Source organism: Streptosporangium sp. NPDC003464 (genome assembly GCF_053588315.1).
On sequence record NZ_JBSFPS010000082.1, the window covers coordinates 1 to 12,650 of the forward strand.

Here is a 12,650-nt window from a genome sequence, read left to right on the forward strand (position 1 = left end):
CGGGCGGCCGGCCGCAGCCGCGGCCCCGGCGCCCGGGAGATCCCGGGCACGGCGCGTCCGTGTCAGCTCACCGGCCCAGCGCCGGAGCTCAGAGCGGCGGCGTGAGGTTCTCGAAGTCGGTGCAGTTCCCCGGCCACGCCGGGTTGTTGCCGGTCCCCGGAGTGGGGTTCAGCGTGCACTTCGTCTGCCTGACCGCGCCATCGGCTCCCAGCACGGTGACGTGCAGGGTGTCGCCCATGACCGCCAGGGAGATGTCGATCGCCCCGGTGGGGAAGCCGGTCAGCGTCGAGATGTTGTTCCAGGGAGGCGTCGTCCGCGGGTCGCGGATCAGCGCCGTCCCGTTCACCAGCCGGCCGACGAACTTGTTGTCGCCCTGGAACGCCGTGTCGATGCCGGCGTTACGTCCCGCCGCCCCCGGCGGGCCCTGCTCCCCCTGCGGACCTTGCTCCCCCTCGGGACGCGCTTTCCGCGCGGAGGCCGGAGGCGAATTTTCTGATGTGCGAATTCATCTGATTCCCGTGTCGTTCGCGAGTCCGGGGGACCGGATTCTCCCTGCACCTCGCTATGGCGGAGGCATCCATCAGATACCCCGCCACTCGGAACGGCTACCCGCTAACGAATTCAGTAAACAGTAACAACCGTCACTGTAAATCAGAAACTGCCGAATTTAGTGGCAAATTGCCCGTTTATGGTGGATCTTCATATTAGATGCCACTAATAACAGAAAGCCCGGTCATTACTTATTGCGCCACACCGGAGTGTCGAGCCACACCGAAGACGCCCACACACGGAAGGGCCCGTGCCACGGGAGGGGGTCGTGGCGCGGGCCCGTCCGGCTTACGGGGTTGGTCAGACGCGGGCGTTGGCCGGGTGGCCGATCGCCAGACCCGAGACCGGGTCGAAGAAGTGCAGGTTGTGGGTGTCGACGACCAGCTCGATGTTCTGGCCGGGACGGACGTGGCTGCGGGAGTTGACGCGGGCGGTCCACAGCGACTTGTCGCCGACCAGCGGGAGCGCCGCCTCCTCGTCGTCCCCGGCGTCGGCGGCGGCGACGGTGTCCTGGTGCTGGACGGGCGGGGCGTCGATCAGGAAGAGAACGTTGATCTCGGAGCCCAGCTCCTCGGTGACCTCCGCGCGGACCTGCAGGCGGGTCCAGCCGCCGGCGGAGCCGTTGGCGGCGACGGCGTCGTCGAAGTCGGAGGGGCGGATGCCCAGGATGAGCTTCTTGCCGAAATGCTGGTCGAGGCCGGGCTTCTCGGTGAAGGTCTCGGCCGGCACCGGCAGCTTGAAGCCGGCGAAGGACACGTAGGCGCCGCCGTCGCCGCGCACCAGCTCGGCGTTGACGAAGTTCATCGACGGGGAGCCCATGAAGCCCGCGACGAAGAGGTTGACCGGGTTGTCGAAGAGGTTCTGCGGGGTGTCGACCTGCTGGAGCAGACCGTCGCGCAGGACGCAGACGCGGTCGCCGAGGGTCATGGCCTCGACCTGGTCGTGGGTGACGTAGACCGTGGTCACGCCGAGACGCTCGTGCAGGGTGTTGAGGGAGGCGCGCATGGAGACGCGGAGCTTGGCGTCCAGGTTGGACAGCGGCTCGTCCATGAGGAAGGCCTGCGGCTCGCGGACGATGGCGCGGCCCATCGCGACACGCTGGCGCTGACCACCGGAGAGGGCGGCCGGCTTGCGCTTGAGGTACTGCTCGAGACCGAGCATCTTGGCGGCCTCGTTGACCCGCTTGGAGATCTCGGCCTTGGGCATCTTGCGGAGCTTCAGACCGAAGGCGAGGTTCTCCTCGACGGTCATGTGCGGGTAGAGCGCGTAGTTCTGGAAGACCATGGCGATGTCGCGGTCCTTCGGAGGCAGGTGGTTGACCACCCGGTCGCCGATGGCGATCTCGCCGCCGCTGATGTCCTCAAGGCCGGCGATCATACGCAGGGCGGTGGACTTGCCACAGCCGGACGGACCGACCAGCACCATGAACTCGCCGTCCTTGATCTCAAGGTTGAGGCCGTTCACGGCTTTTACGCCGCCCGCGTAGATCTTGTCGACGTTGCTGAGAACGATGGATGCCATGGACAGTCCTTAGCGCCTCGGGCCAACCCCGCGTTCACCCGATGTGGATACGTTTTCATGCATCTCACCGGAAACGGACATCCGTGTCAAGGGTCGATCTGGTTCTTCCTTGTCAGCCTGTAAGGGCCTGTCGCTCCGCACTGGATCGGATACGGAAAACATGATGGAATCGTTTCCATGAGCATGCGCCGTACGACCATCAAGGATGTCGCCGAGGCGGCGGGGGTCGGAGTCGCCACGGTGTCGCGGGTCCTGTCCGGCGGATCGGCGAGTCCGGAGACCAGGGAGCGGGTGCTGACCGTCGCCGCCCAGCTCGACTACCGGCCCAGCGCGCTCGGCCGCAACCTGCGCCAGCAGCGCTCGGGCGGGATCGGGCTGCTGCTGCCCGACATCACCGACACCTTCTACGGCCGGCTGGCCGACGGCGTGCTCGCCTGCGCGCGCTCGGCGGGCGAGCCGGTGATCCTGGGGACCACCGGCGACGACGCCGAGCGCGAGGCCGAGCTGATCGGCATGCTGCTGGAGCAGGGGGTGGACCGGGCGATCGCGGTCCCCGCCGGCGACGGGGAGAGCTGGGCGCCGACCCTGCGGGCCGGGCTCACCACGGTCTTCGCCCACCGGGTCGCGGCCGGGCGCGACGACGTGCCGGCGGTCCTGGCCGACGACCGCGCGGGCGTGCGGACCGCGGTGGACTACCTGACGGGGCTGGGCCACCGCCGCATCGCCTATCTCGGCGGCCCCGGGCAGCAGCAGCGCCGGTCCGTCTTCCGCCAGGCCCTGGGCGCTCTCGTGGACGAGGATCTCATCGTCTCCGCGCGGGGCAGCCGTGACTCCGCCTACGCGGCCGCCGCCGGGCTCTTCCAGCGCCGGCCCGACCTGACGGCCGTGCTGGCCGGGGGCAACCTGCTGGGCGAGGCGGCCGTGCTCGCCGCCCGGGAGCTGGACCTGCGGGTGCCCAGAGACCTGTCATTGATCATGTTCGATGACGTGCCCTGGGCCGAGCTGTGCTCCCCGCCGCTGACCGTGATCGCCCAGCCGGCGCAGGACATCGGCTACCGCGCGGCCGAGCTGGTGCTGCGCGCGGGCGGACGGCGCCCGCGCAGCGTGCTGCTGCCCACCGAGCTGATCGTCAGGGGCAGCTGCGCCCCTAGAGGGACTTCTCGATCGCCTCGATGACGGCGGGGTCGCCGGGCTCGACCGCCGGGCGGAACCGGGCCAGCACCTCCCCCTCGCGCGAGACCAGGAACTTCTCGAAGTTCCACTGGACGTCGCCGGCCTGGCCGTCGGCGTCGGCGGCCTGGGTGAGCGCGGCGTAGAGGGGGTGCCGGCCGTCACCGTTGACGTCCGTCTTGGCCAGCAGCGGGAAGTCCACACCGTAGGTGGTGGAACAGAACTCCTGGATCTCCTCGGCGCTGCCCGGCTCCTGGCCCATGAACTGGTTGCACGGCACGCCCACGACGGTGAGACCCCGGTCCGCGTAGTCGCGCTGGAGCTGGACCAGACCCGCGTACTGCGGGGTGAGGCCGCACCTGGAGGCGACGTTCACGATGAGGACGGCCCTGTCGCCGGCCAGCTCGGCCAGCGTGGTGGGGGTGCCGGCGAGGGTGCTCACGGAGATATCACGGATGCTCATGGGCTGCAGCCTAATCGTCTTGTCACGTTTGGGAGTTATGGCGTCCAAAAAGTGAAATGTGACAGACGCCATAGATGAGACGCCGAGCCCCTCACTAGGCGCTTGATCCTTTCTTTACCGATCATTGACAAGGGCATTGACAAGCGTTGTCGACTGGCCCGCCGGGGAATCGCTGGGGCATCGTGGCGCCGTCCCCCGACCCCTGCGAAAGGCAATCCCCTATGCCGACGCTACGCCGTACCGGCGTGCTGCTGATCACTTCGGCGCTCGCCGTCAGCACCACCGCCACGGTCGCCCAGGCATCCTCCGCCTCCGCCTCGGCCGCCGCCGCACGACAGGGCAACAGAGCCATCGCCGCGCCCATGGTCTCCGCGCGGGGCTGGGCGAAGGGCCAGTTCGGCTGCCTCAGCCGGCTCTGGACCCGGGAGAGCAACTGGGACCACCGGGCGCGCAACCGCTCCTCCGGCGCCTACGGCATCCCCCAGGCGCTGCCCGGCGGGAAGATGGCCAGCGCCGGCAGCGACTGGCGCACCAACCCCAAGACACAGATCAAATGGGGGCTGACCTACATCAAGAAGCGCTACGGCTCACCGTGCGGAGCGTGGGCGCATTTCCAGTCACGCGGCTGGTACTAGATCCAAACCCCATGTCGGGGTGATTTTCGCTTCCTCCCCCCCTCTAGGCGTCCCGCCCGTGGTAACCCGGTACCCGTCGAACCACCCGTAGACCACGAAGATCGGGCAAACACCTTTCCGCGGCATGTCGCAACCACCGTTCGACGCTCGCCCCGCGTACTAGAAAGCGCCTAGAGAAACCGTCGCGGTGTCTCATGCCGGAAACGGGCCGGCGAGACCACGCGGGCATTTCCACGTCCGAGCCACGGGCGCCGGACTGCCGGGCGCGCGAGCCGGGGCCATGGCCCCCTCGCGCGCCTCCCGCACGCGGCCAGCGGACAAGGATCAACATGAACGGACACCGCGTTCTGCGGAATACAGTCGTGAGCGTGCTCGCCACCTCGGCCATCGTCGGATCCGCGGCGGTCGGGCGGGCCGAGGAGATCACCGGAATCGCGGAACCGGCCTGGAACACGCCGGTCAGAACGGTTCACCAGGGCGTCTGGTTCACCCAGGCCCGACCCAAGGTCGTATTGACCACCAGGACCAGCAGGAGCAGGAACAAGGCGATCGCCTTCCGCCTCGTCTCCCGCCGCATGTGGTCCCACAGCCAGTTCCGCTGTCTGGACAGTCTCTGGACCAGAGAGAGCAACTGGAACCATCAGGCGCACAACCCGTACTCGGGAGCCTATGGCATCCCCCAGGCACTGCCGGGCTCGAAGATGCGCGGCAGCGGCGGGGACTGGCGCTCGAACCCGGCCACACAGATCAGCTGGGGGCTGCGCTACATCAAGAGCCGCTACGGGTCTCCGTGCGGCGCATGGGGTCACTTCCAGTCCAGCAACTGGTATTGACCGCGGGAGTGTCCAGGGGAAGGGAACACTCCTCGGACGTCCGGGGCTCGCGGGCCCCGGACGTCACCTTTTGAGCTGTACGGCTATCGCCTGGATCAGCAGCTCCAGGCCGAACTCGAACTCCGACTCGTGATCACAGTCGACCAGCATCGGGGCCAGCCCGCTCACCTGGGGGAACAGCAGGGGGTCGACGCTCTCGACCGCGATGTCGGAGCGGTGGACCGGGGCGAACGTCGGGGTCACCCCGACCTCCCGCAGCAGCGAACCCACGATGTAGGCGATGAACACCCGCAGGATGCGGACCGCCTCGTGGCCGCCGAACCCGGCGCTGCGCAGCGTGGCGAGCGCCCGCTCCACCGGCAGCAGCCCGGCGGTCGACTGGAGCTGGCGGCTGACCACCACCATCGTGCAGCGGGGGTAGTGATGGGCGATCTGCCGGAAGGCGAGCGCCTGCATGCGCACCCGGTCGGTCCAGTCGGCACCCGGGTCGTCGACGAACTCGATCTGCGAGAGCACGGTCTCGGCCACCGCGTCGAGCAGCGCCGACTTGTTGGGCACGTGGTTGTAGAGCGACATCACGCCCACGCCCAGCTCCGCGGCGATCCTGCGCATGGACACCGCGTCGGCTCCCTCGCGCTCGATCAGGGCGATGGCCGCGGCGACGATCCGCGGACGGGACAGCGGCTCTGCAGGCATATCGCCATTGTCTCCTCATCTTGACGCACGTACACCGTACGTGCGACTCTCGCTGGTGTACGTACGGTGTACGTCTCTGGAGGCCGCATGTCGACTCACGATCTCTACACGATCCCGGCCGAGCTCTCCACGTGGGATGTCGAGGCGGCCGGAGCCGCCCGCTTCACGTGGGAGTACGACGACGGCAGGGACCACATGCTCGCCCTGTACCAGAAGGGCAAGGACAAGCAGTGGGACTCCGTCAAGCGCATCGACTGGAGCATCGAGGTCGATCCGTACAACGTGCTCGGCATCCCGGACAACACCATCGCGATCCACGGCACGCCGCTGTGGGACCGGATGGACGCCAAGCAGCGGCAGGACGTCCGCCTGCACGGCGCGGCCTGGCAGTTCTCCCAGTTCCTGCACGGCGAGCAGGGCGCGATGATCTGCTCCGCCCGGATCGTCGAGTCGGTCCCCGAGCTCGACTCCAAGTTCTACGCCGCCACGCAGACCATGGACGAGGCCCGGCACGCCGAGACCTACGCCCGCTTCCTGCAGGAGAAGGTCGGCCTCGCCTACCCCATCAACGAGCATCTCAAGGCCCTGCTGGACAGCACCCTGAGCGACTCCCGCTGGGACATGCCCTATCTCGGCATGCAGGTGCTCATCGAGGGCCTGGCCCTGGCCGCCTTCGGGGTGATGCGCGACATCACCACCAAGCCGCTGCCCAAGCAGATCCTCGCCTACGTGATGCAGGACGAGGCCCGGCACGTGGCCTTCGGCCGGATGGCGCTGCGCGACTACTACAGGCAGCTCACCGAGGCCGAGCTGCGCGAGCGCGAGGACTTCGTCATCGAGGGCTGCTACCTGATGCGCGACCGGCTGCGCGGCCGGGAGACGTGGGAGACCATCGGCCTGAACAAGGCGGAGGTCGCCGAGGCCATGGAGGCCGTCGACCGCTCGGAGTACCTCAAGCTGTTCCGCTCCCTGCTGTTCAGCCGGATCGTCCCGTGCGTGAAGGACATCGGCCTGTGGAGCCCCCGCCTCCAGGCGGCCTACGCCGACATGGGGGTCCTGGACATGGCCGGCCAGAGCCTGGACGCGCTGATGAGGCAGGACGAGGACATCGCCGAGAAGCTGGACGCCGAGCGCTTCGCCGCCGAGGAGGCCGAGCGCCACGCCGAGGTCGCCGAGACCGTGGCCCTGGGCGCGGAGTCCTAGCCGGCGGCCCCGCCGCGGCCGGCTCTCAGGGCTGGTCGAGGACGCTCAGACCTCTCAGGGCTGGTCGAGGACGCTCAGGCCGACCAGGAGGGTCTGCCGCTCCCGCGTGCTCAGGGCCTCGTACGGCAGGGCGGCGCGGCGGTCGGTGTCGGCCTCGATCCGGTCGCGGACCGGCCCCGAGGTGAGGGTGACGATCTGGGCGGCGGTGAGGCCGGCCGCCCGCCAGGCGGCGGCGTGGGCGTCGGCGCGGTGGTAGCGCAGCGCGGCCAGCCGGTTGAACAGCAGCACGCCCGCCGGGGTCCCCGCCGGCTCGTGGGGCGGCGCGGCCTGGGCGAAGGCCGTGCCGCCGCTGCCGGAGGCGGCCCGCAGGAGCCGGCCGGCGAGGTCGGCGAGCTCGGGCAGCCGGTCGGCGTGGGCCGCCCACATCCGGCCGGTCACCACCGCGTGCGCCCCGTACAGGTCCGCGATGAACGCCAGCGCCCTGTCCGTCGCGCGCAGCAGGCCGTCCTCACCGAGGAGGAGGGCGCCCTGGGCGAGCTGGATCCCGACCTCCTCGTCGTCGAAGGGGTTGTAGCGGTAGAGGGCGGCCAGCCCCTCGGGGGTGAGCGGCCGGGCCGGGAGCACGTAACGCAGATCGATCAGCAGATCGGCGTGGAAGCCCGACCGCTCGACGAGCTCCCGGCTCAGTGGCCGGCTCGCGACATGCACGCCGAGGTGAACGGCGTCGATCAGGGGAGCGATCGACGCCGCGTAGCCGGGCAGATCATCGAAGCGTGACATGCTGCGATATCTTGCCGCATTTTTATCGGATCAGAAGAAAACAGCCCGTCTGTCAGCGGTCCAGCGGACGGAGATGTGTACGGAACTGAGTCATCCGCCCCACCGGCCGCACCGCGCCGGGGATCAGCGGACGAGCACGAAGAGGACGGCCCCGGCGGCGACGGCCAGGGTGCCGAGCCAGGCGATGACGGCGTCGGCCCGCTCGTCGAGGGGGGCGCCTCCGTGCAGGGCGCGCTGCACGCGCTGGTAGCGGACGCCGGTGCGGGCCAGCAGGAGCGCGCCGCACAGGGCGGCCAGCGCGAAGGGGGCGACGATCACCGGGGGGACGCCGATGCGCAGCCCGGTCCCGGCGGCGCCCAGCCCGCTGACGGCGAGCACGGCGGCGGTCCGGACCCAGGCCAGCCGGGTCCGCTCGTTCTGCAGGCCCTCATCCCACAGGCGACTCATCGGCCCAGCAGGATGAGGATCATGGCGAGCACGGCCACGGCCGCCACGCCGTATCCCAGCAGGGGGGCGATGGCGGGGGGCGGGAGCGGGGCGGCGCTGCGCAGGGCGCGCTGGACCCGGCGCCAGCGGGGGTAGGCCATCGCGGCCGACATCGCCGACAGGCACACCAGGGTGAGCGCGAGCAGGGTCCGCATCCAGGGCACGAAGACGTCCTCGGAGACCGCGGCCATGGCGACGCCGCCCGCGCTCAGCGCGAGCGACGTGCTCAGCCAGGTCAGGAAGGTGCGTTCGTTCGCGAGGGTGAATCGGGGGTCGGGTTCGTTGCCAGGGCTGTCCATGAGGACGACGCTATTTCAGCGACATTCCCCATCGAGAACCCGGGATTGAGCGGAGGCTCAGCCGCAGGCGCCGGTGAGCTGCTCGACCCACTTGACCGAGTCGGTCGCCACCTTCTGCCCCGCGTCGATGGCGTCGTTGGCGCTGGTGACGTTGAGGCCCTCCAGGTCCTTGGCGACCCCGTCGGCGGCCTCCTTGAGCGTGGTGTTGGCCGCCTTGTCGGCCAGGTCGCCGAGCTTGGCGGCCCCGTCGTTCAGCGCCTTCTCCATCGCGGCGGGGTCGTCCATCAGGCCGGTGATCTTCTGCACGGTCTCGGTGACGATGCCCGCGGCCTGCAGGCACTGCTGGGCCTTGTCCACCCCCTCGCTCACCTGCTGGAGCTCGGAGCATCCGGTGGTGATGAGCACAGCGGCCAGCGCGGAGGCGGCGAGGGCGGGAATTCGTCGCGGAAGGGGTCGCATGCCCCGACCCTACCCAACGGGCCGGTACGGCAGGCGCCGCTCATACCTGTCCGGCCGGAAAACGCGCGGAGTAAGGTAGGGGTAGCTGATCTGTCCGTGCCAGGCGCGGCCCCGGGCGGAGCCGGCAGGCGCCGTGCGACGGCACCGCCGTGGACGGCCTCAGCCTCATCACACCATGATCCTGGCTCTACGACCGCCAGTGATGGCCATATAAGGGGAGAAATGCTTACCTGCGAGCACATCGCCGAGGCCCAGAACCAGCCCCCGCGCACACCCGAGGGATGCGAGGAGTGCCTCAGCGTCGGCATGCGCTGGGTCCACCTGCGCGAGTGCCTTTCGTGCGGGCATGTCGGCTGCTGTGATTCCTCACCCGGCAAGCACGCCACCGCCCACTACAAGGAGAGCGGCCACCCGGTCGTGGCCTCCTTCGAGCCGGGCGAGGACTGGCGGTGGTGCTACGTCGACAACGTCATCGGCTAGACGCGTTCAAGGGTGGCCTCCTCGAAGTCGAGCTCCTGCATGATCCGGTGGAGCACCTCGTCGTCCATCCGTCCCTGGTCGCGGAGCCGTACGAGCACCTCGCGCTCGGCCGCCAGCATCTCCCTGCGCAGCCGCCGGTAGACGGTGCTCGGCGTCTCCTCCCCCTCGGGGCCGGTGCCGCCGCCCAGGCGCTCCCAGGCGGTGAGCGCCCGGCGTTCGGACCGTGACCTGAGCTGCTCCACCACCTCTTCGTGGACGTCGATGACGCCCTCGGCCACCAGCGTCTCCAGCCGGGCCAGCCCGGCGGCGGCCGCCGCCTGCTGGGCGGCGGCCTCGGCGAGGTTGTCGGCGTAGACCTCCTGCTCGTTGGAGATCTTCAGCCGCCGGATGAGCGCCGGGAACGACAGCCCCTGGATCAGCAGCGTGCCGATCACCACCACGAAGGTGAGGAAGACCAGCGTGTCGCGGCCGGGGAAGCCCTGCGGCAGGGCGAAGGCCGCGGCCAGGGAGACCACCCCGCGCATGCCCGCCCAGCTCACGATGGCCACGTTCTGCCAGGACGGCGCGTGGGGCTCCCGCCGGCGGACTCTCCTGGACAGGATCCTGGGCAGGTAGATGCTGGGTACGACCCAGACGATCCGGGCGAGCACCGCGGCGGCGAAGACGGCCAGCGCCATCCCGGTGAGCCGCCACGGATCCTCGCCCCGCAGCTCCTGCGTGATCGGCCACAGCTGCAGGCCGATCAGCACGAAGACCACCGACTCCAGGAAGAAGTCCACGATCCGCCAGACGGCGTTGGACAGGATCCGGGTGCCGAACCCCGCGGTGGCCGGCAGCCGGTGGCCGATGTAGAGGCCGACGATCACCACGGCGATCACACCGGAGACGTGCGCGCTCTCGGCCGCCAGGTAGACCGCGAACGGGATGAGCAGCATGACGGTGTTCTCGACCAGCGCGTCCCGCAGGTATACCAGCCCCCGGGCCAGGACCCACGCGAGCGCGACGCCGACGACGACGCCGCCCACCGCCGAGTAGAGCAGCTTGCCGGCCGCGTCCAGCCAGGTGACCCCGGCCCCCACCGCGGCGGCGATGGCCACCCGGTAGGCGGTGAGCGCGGTGGCGTCGTTGAACAGGCTCTCCCCCACCAGGACGGTGACCACCTTGCGGGGCAGCCCGAGCCTGCGGGCCACCGCGACCGCGGCGACCGCGTCGGGCGGCGCCACGATCGCGCCCAGCGCGAACGCGGCGGCCATCGGCAGACCGGGCATGAGCAGGTGGACGACCCAGCCGATGACCAGGGTGGTGAACAGCACCAGCCCGACCGACAGCAGCGCGACCGGCCTGAGCACCGCCTTGAGCCTCAGGTAGGAGCTGTCGATCGCGGCGGAGTAGAGCAGCGGCGGCAGGAACACCAGCAGGACCAGCTCGGCGTCCAGTTCGTACTCCGGCACCAGCGGCGACAGCACCAGCCCCGCCGACACCAGCAGCAGGGGCACCGGCCATCCCCTGCGCCTGGCCACGGCGGCCACCGCGATCGCGATGACCGGTACGACCAACATCTGCAGCACCGACGCCTGATTCATCCCACTCCCACCCGTTATGGGCGATCAGCGTACGGGACCCCTCACGGTGATGCGCACCCGGCACCGGTCACCAGTCGCGGCGCTCGTCCCTGTCGTCGGGGCGGCGCTCGTCATAACGCTGGTCGTCGTAGCGCGGCTCGGGGCGGAGCCGCTCGCCGGTGGAGTGCGGCGGGTCGACGTAGGGGCGCGGCATCCGCTGGTCGGCCTGCTGGCCACCGAGCCCGAGCGGGTCGGAGGGGTCCACGTCCTGCTGGTAGGAGGGCGGCGAGCCGTACAGGTCGCGCAGGTCCGCCGGATGGCCGGCCTGCGGGGCGGGCTGCTGGGCGCCGAAGGCGTAGGGGTCGGGCTGGGCCGGAGCGGGGTAGCCGTAGGCGTCGGGTTGCGCGGAGCCGTAGGCGGACTGCTGCTGCTGTTGGGCCGCGAAGCCGAAGGGGTCGGTGGAGTGCTGCTGCTGGGCCGCGTAGGGGTCGGCGTGCGGCTGGCGGGCGGAGGAGGGGAACTGCTCGGCGTGCGGCGCGAAGGGGTCCACCGGCTGCTGCCGGCCGACCGGGGGGGCGAAGGGGTCCACCGGCTGCTGGGCGGGCACGCCGTAGGAGTCGGGGCGCCGCTGGGCCTGCGTGGCGGCGTAGGGGTCCACCGGCTGCTGGGACGGCACGCCGTAGGGGTCGGGCTGCTGGCTCGCGTAAGGGTCGGGCTGCTGGGACGGCACGCCGTAGGCGTCGGGCTGCTGGGCCGCGTAAGGGTCGCTGGGCTGCTGGGCCGCGTAAGGGTCGGGCTGCTGGGACGGCATGCCGTAGGGGTCGGGCTGCTGGGCCGCGTAGGGGTCACCGGACATCTGGTAGAGCGGCTCGCCGGGGCCCGATCCGTGCGGTTCGGCCGGCGCCGCCTGCCCGTAGGGCAGGGAGTCGCCCACGATCAGGTTCTCCCGCGGCACCACGTCGGCCGGGCCGTACCCGGCGGGCGGGCGCTCGTGGGACCGGTCCAACGGCGGTACGGCGCCCCGCGCCACCAGCACGTCGTTGGGTCCGAGGGCCGGGGCCGGGCGCGGCTCGTCGGGCGGAGGGGAGACCTGGGTGGCCGCCGGGTCGGCGTACTGCTGCTGGGCGTAGTCCTCCGGGCGCGGGCGGGCGTACTGGCCGGTGCCGGGGAACTCCCCGTGCTCCTGGTAGTCGCCGGCCGGGGAGTGCTGCTCGCCCACCTCGTCGGGATACTGGCCGCCGGCCTCGACGAAGCCCTCGTCGAGGGTGTCCACCAGGCGGCCCACGTCCTGCATGGGCATGCGGAAACTGGCGCTGCACATCTCCCCGCGCCACAGGCTCAGCACCAGCGTGCCTTCGTGCCAGGTGACCCGGAGCACCCGCTCCTGGCCACGCTCGTCAAAGAACACTTCGCCGAACGACGGCAACGGGACAACTTCCGACATGGAAGACATAGTGCTTTAACCAGCCTTTATTCGTCCACTCGACCTCGGGAAACTCTACCGAACCGGTCTT

15 protein-coding genes are annotated in these 12,650 nt (G+C 70.3%); 5 read left to right on the forward strand and 10 right to left on the reverse strand.

Annotated features, from left to right (window positions below; all coding sequences use genetic code 11):
- Positions 1 to 88: 88 nt before the first annotated feature.
- Together ACWDS7_RS19615 and ACWDS7_RS19620 are read right to left on the reverse strand one after the other, a co-directional pair.
- Positions 89 to 346: a hypothetical protein gene (locus tag ACWDS7_RS19615; RefSeq protein ID WP_451930417.1), complete on the reverse strand. Its 258-nt coding sequence runs from the start codon at positions 344 to 346 to the stop codon at positions 89 to 91.
- 503 nt (positions 347 to 849) lie between these two features.
- Positions 850 to 2,070: an ABC transporter ATP-binding protein gene (locus ACWDS7_RS19620; protein WP_306867959.1), complete on the reverse strand. Its 1,221-nt coding sequence runs from the start codon at positions 2,068 to 2,070 to the stop codon at positions 850 to 852.
- Positions 2,071 to 2,247: 177 nt separating this feature from the next.
- Between ACWDS7_RS19620 and ACWDS7_RS19625 the strand changes: the two genes are divergently transcribed.
- Positions 2,248 to 3,246, forward strand: coding sequence for a LacI family DNA-binding transcriptional regulator (locus ACWDS7_RS19625; RefSeq protein ID WP_306867957.1), 999 nt, complete (start codon positions 2,248 to 2,250; stop codon positions 3,244 to 3,246).
- Here ACWDS7_RS19625 and ACWDS7_RS19630 read toward each other — a convergent pair.
- Positions 3,218 to 3,703: a glutathione peroxidase gene (locus ACWDS7_RS19630; protein WP_306867956.1), complete on the reverse strand. Its 486-nt coding sequence runs from the start codon at positions 3,701 to 3,703 to the stop codon at positions 3,218 to 3,220. The genes ACWDS7_RS19625 and ACWDS7_RS19630 overlap by 29 nt on opposite strands.
- Before the next feature lie 221 nt (positions 3,704 to 3,924).
- On the opposite strand from ACWDS7_RS19630, the gene ACWDS7_RS19635 reads away from it, so the two are divergent.
- Positions 3,925 to 4,338, forward strand: a complete 414-nt coding sequence (locus ACWDS7_RS19635; RefSeq protein WP_451930418.1) for an aggregation-promoting factor C-terminal-like domain-containing protein — start codon at positions 3,925 to 3,927, stop codon at positions 4,336 to 4,338.
- A 368-nt stretch (positions 4,339 to 4,706) separates the two neighbouring features.
- On the forward strand, positions 4,707 to 5,171 hold the full coding sequence (locus ACWDS7_RS19640) for an aggregation-promoting factor C-terminal-like domain-containing protein (RefSeq protein ID WP_451930419.1): 465 nt from the start codon (positions 4,707 to 4,709) through the stop codon (positions 5,169 to 5,171).
- A gap of 63 nt (positions 5,172 to 5,234) precedes the next feature.
- Here the strand turns inward: ACWDS7_RS19640 and ACWDS7_RS19645 are convergent, their stop codons facing one another.
- Positions 5,235 to 5,867: a TetR/AcrR family transcriptional regulator C-terminal domain-containing protein gene (locus ACWDS7_RS19645; protein WP_451930420.1), complete on the reverse strand. Its 633-nt coding sequence runs from the start codon at positions 5,865 to 5,867 to the stop codon at positions 5,235 to 5,237.
- Positions 5,868 to 5,954: 87 nt separating this feature from the next.
- Here ACWDS7_RS19645 and ACWDS7_RS19650 point away from each other — a divergent pair, with 87 nt between their 5' ends.
- On the forward strand, positions 5,955 to 7,070 hold the full coding sequence (locus tag ACWDS7_RS19650) for a ferritin-like domain-containing protein (RefSeq protein WP_306867951.1): 1,116 nt from the start codon (positions 5,955 to 5,957) through the stop codon (positions 7,068 to 7,070).
- Between the two features lie 54 nt (positions 7,071 to 7,124).
- On the opposite strand, the gene ACWDS7_RS19655 is transcribed toward ACWDS7_RS19650, so the two are convergent.
- From ACWDS7_RS19655 to ACWDS7_RS19670, 4 genes are all read right to left on the reverse strand, one after another.
- Positions 7,125 to 7,850: a hypothetical protein gene (locus ACWDS7_RS19655; RefSeq protein ID WP_451930421.1), complete on the reverse strand. Its 726-nt coding sequence runs from the start codon at positions 7,848 to 7,850 to the stop codon at positions 7,125 to 7,127.
- A gap of 123 nt (positions 7,851 to 7,973) precedes the next feature.
- On the reverse strand, positions 7,974 to 8,297 hold the full coding sequence (locus tag ACWDS7_RS19660; protein ID WP_451930422.1) for a DUF202 domain-containing protein: 324 nt from the start codon (positions 8,295 to 8,297) through the stop codon (positions 7,974 to 7,976).
- Positions 8,294 to 8,635 (reverse strand): YidH family protein, encoded by a 342-nt coding sequence (locus ACWDS7_RS19665; protein WP_451930423.1) that lies wholly within the window; start codon positions 8,633 to 8,635, stop codon positions 8,294 to 8,296. The genes ACWDS7_RS19660 and ACWDS7_RS19665 overlap by 4 nt, the downstream gene beginning before the upstream one ends.
- Before the next feature lie 57 nt (positions 8,636 to 8,692).
- The gene (locus tag ACWDS7_RS19670; protein WP_451930424.1) at positions 8,693 to 9,094 is read right to left on the reverse strand and encodes a hypothetical protein; all 402 of its coding nucleotides are present in this window, start codon (positions 9,092 to 9,094) and stop codon (positions 8,693 to 8,695) included.
- Between the two features lie 222 nt (positions 9,095 to 9,316).
- Here ACWDS7_RS19670 and ACWDS7_RS19675 point away from each other — a divergent pair, with 222 nt between their 5' ends.
- A complete protein-coding gene (locus ACWDS7_RS19675) occupies positions 9,317 to 9,574 on the forward strand; it encodes a ubiquitin carboxyl-terminal hydrolase 14 (RefSeq protein WP_306867942.1) in 258 nt (85 codons plus the stop codon).
- On the opposite strand, the gene ACWDS7_RS19680 is transcribed toward ACWDS7_RS19675, so the two are convergent.
- Positions 9,571 to 11,157 (reverse strand): Na+/H+ antiporter, encoded by a 1,587-nt coding sequence (locus ACWDS7_RS19680; protein ID WP_451930425.1) that lies wholly within the window; start codon positions 11,155 to 11,157, stop codon positions 9,571 to 9,573. The genes ACWDS7_RS19675 and ACWDS7_RS19680 overlap by 4 nt on opposite strands.
- 67 nt (positions 11,158 to 11,224) lie before the next feature.
- Positions 11,225 to 12,580, reverse strand: coding sequence for a hypothetical protein (locus ACWDS7_RS19685; RefSeq protein ID WP_451930426.1), 1,356 nt, complete (start codon positions 12,578 to 12,580; stop codon positions 11,225 to 11,227).
- Between the last annotated feature and the right edge of the window lie 70 nt (positions 12,581 to 12,650).

Excerpts from the sequence above, each read along its gene's own strand:
- ACWDS7_RS19675 (WP_306867942.1), top strand. The coding sequence starts at position 9,317 with ATGCTTACCTGCGAGCACATCGCCGAGGCCCAGAACCAGCCCCCGCGC.
- ACWDS7_RS19670 (WP_451930424.1), bottom strand. The coding sequence starts at position 9,094 with ATGCGACCCCTTCCGCGACGAATTCCCGCCCTCGCCGCCTCCGCGCTG.
- ACWDS7_RS19630 (WP_306867956.1), bottom strand. The coding sequence starts at position 3,703 with ATGAGCATCCGTGATATCTCCGTGAGCACCCTCGCCGGCACCCCCACC.
- ACWDS7_RS19645 (WP_451930420.1), bottom strand. The coding sequence starts at position 5,867 with ATGCCTGCAGAGCCGCTGTCCCGTCCGCGGATCGTCGCCGCGGCCATC.
- ACWDS7_RS19650 (WP_306867951.1), top strand. The coding sequence starts at position 5,955 with ATGTCGACTCACGATCTCTACACGATCCCGGCCGAGCTCTCCACGTGG.
- ACWDS7_RS19685 (WP_451930426.1), bottom strand. The coding sequence starts at position 12,580 with ATGTCGGAAGTTGTCCCGTTGCCGTCGTTCGGCGAAGTGTTCTTTGAC.
- ACWDS7_RS19660 (WP_451930422.1), bottom strand. The coding sequence starts at position 8,297 with ATGAGTCGCCTGTGGGATGAGGGCCTGCAGAACGAGCGGACCCGGCTG.
- ACWDS7_RS19620 (WP_306867959.1), bottom strand. The coding sequence starts at position 2,070 with ATGGCATCCATCGTTCTCAGCAACGTCGACAAGATCTACGCGGGCGGC.
- ACWDS7_RS19680 (WP_451930425.1), bottom strand. The coding sequence starts at position 11,157 with ATGAATCAGGCGTCGGTGCTGCAGATGTTGGTCGTACCGGTCATCGCG.
- ACWDS7_RS19635 (WP_451930418.1), top strand. The coding sequence starts at position 3,925 with ATGCCGACGCTACGCCGTACCGGCGTGCTGCTGATCACTTCGGCGCTC.
- ACWDS7_RS19665 (WP_451930423.1), bottom strand. The coding sequence starts at position 8,635 with ATGGACAGCCCTGGCAACGAACCCGACCCCCGATTCACCCTCGCGAAC.
- ACWDS7_RS19655 (WP_451930421.1), bottom strand. The coding sequence starts at position 7,850 with ATGTCACGCTTCGATGATCTGCCCGGCTACGCGGCGTCGATCGCTCCC.
- ACWDS7_RS19625 (WP_306867957.1), top strand. The coding sequence starts at position 2,248 with ATGAGCATGCGCCGTACGACCATCAAGGATGTCGCCGAGGCGGCGGGG.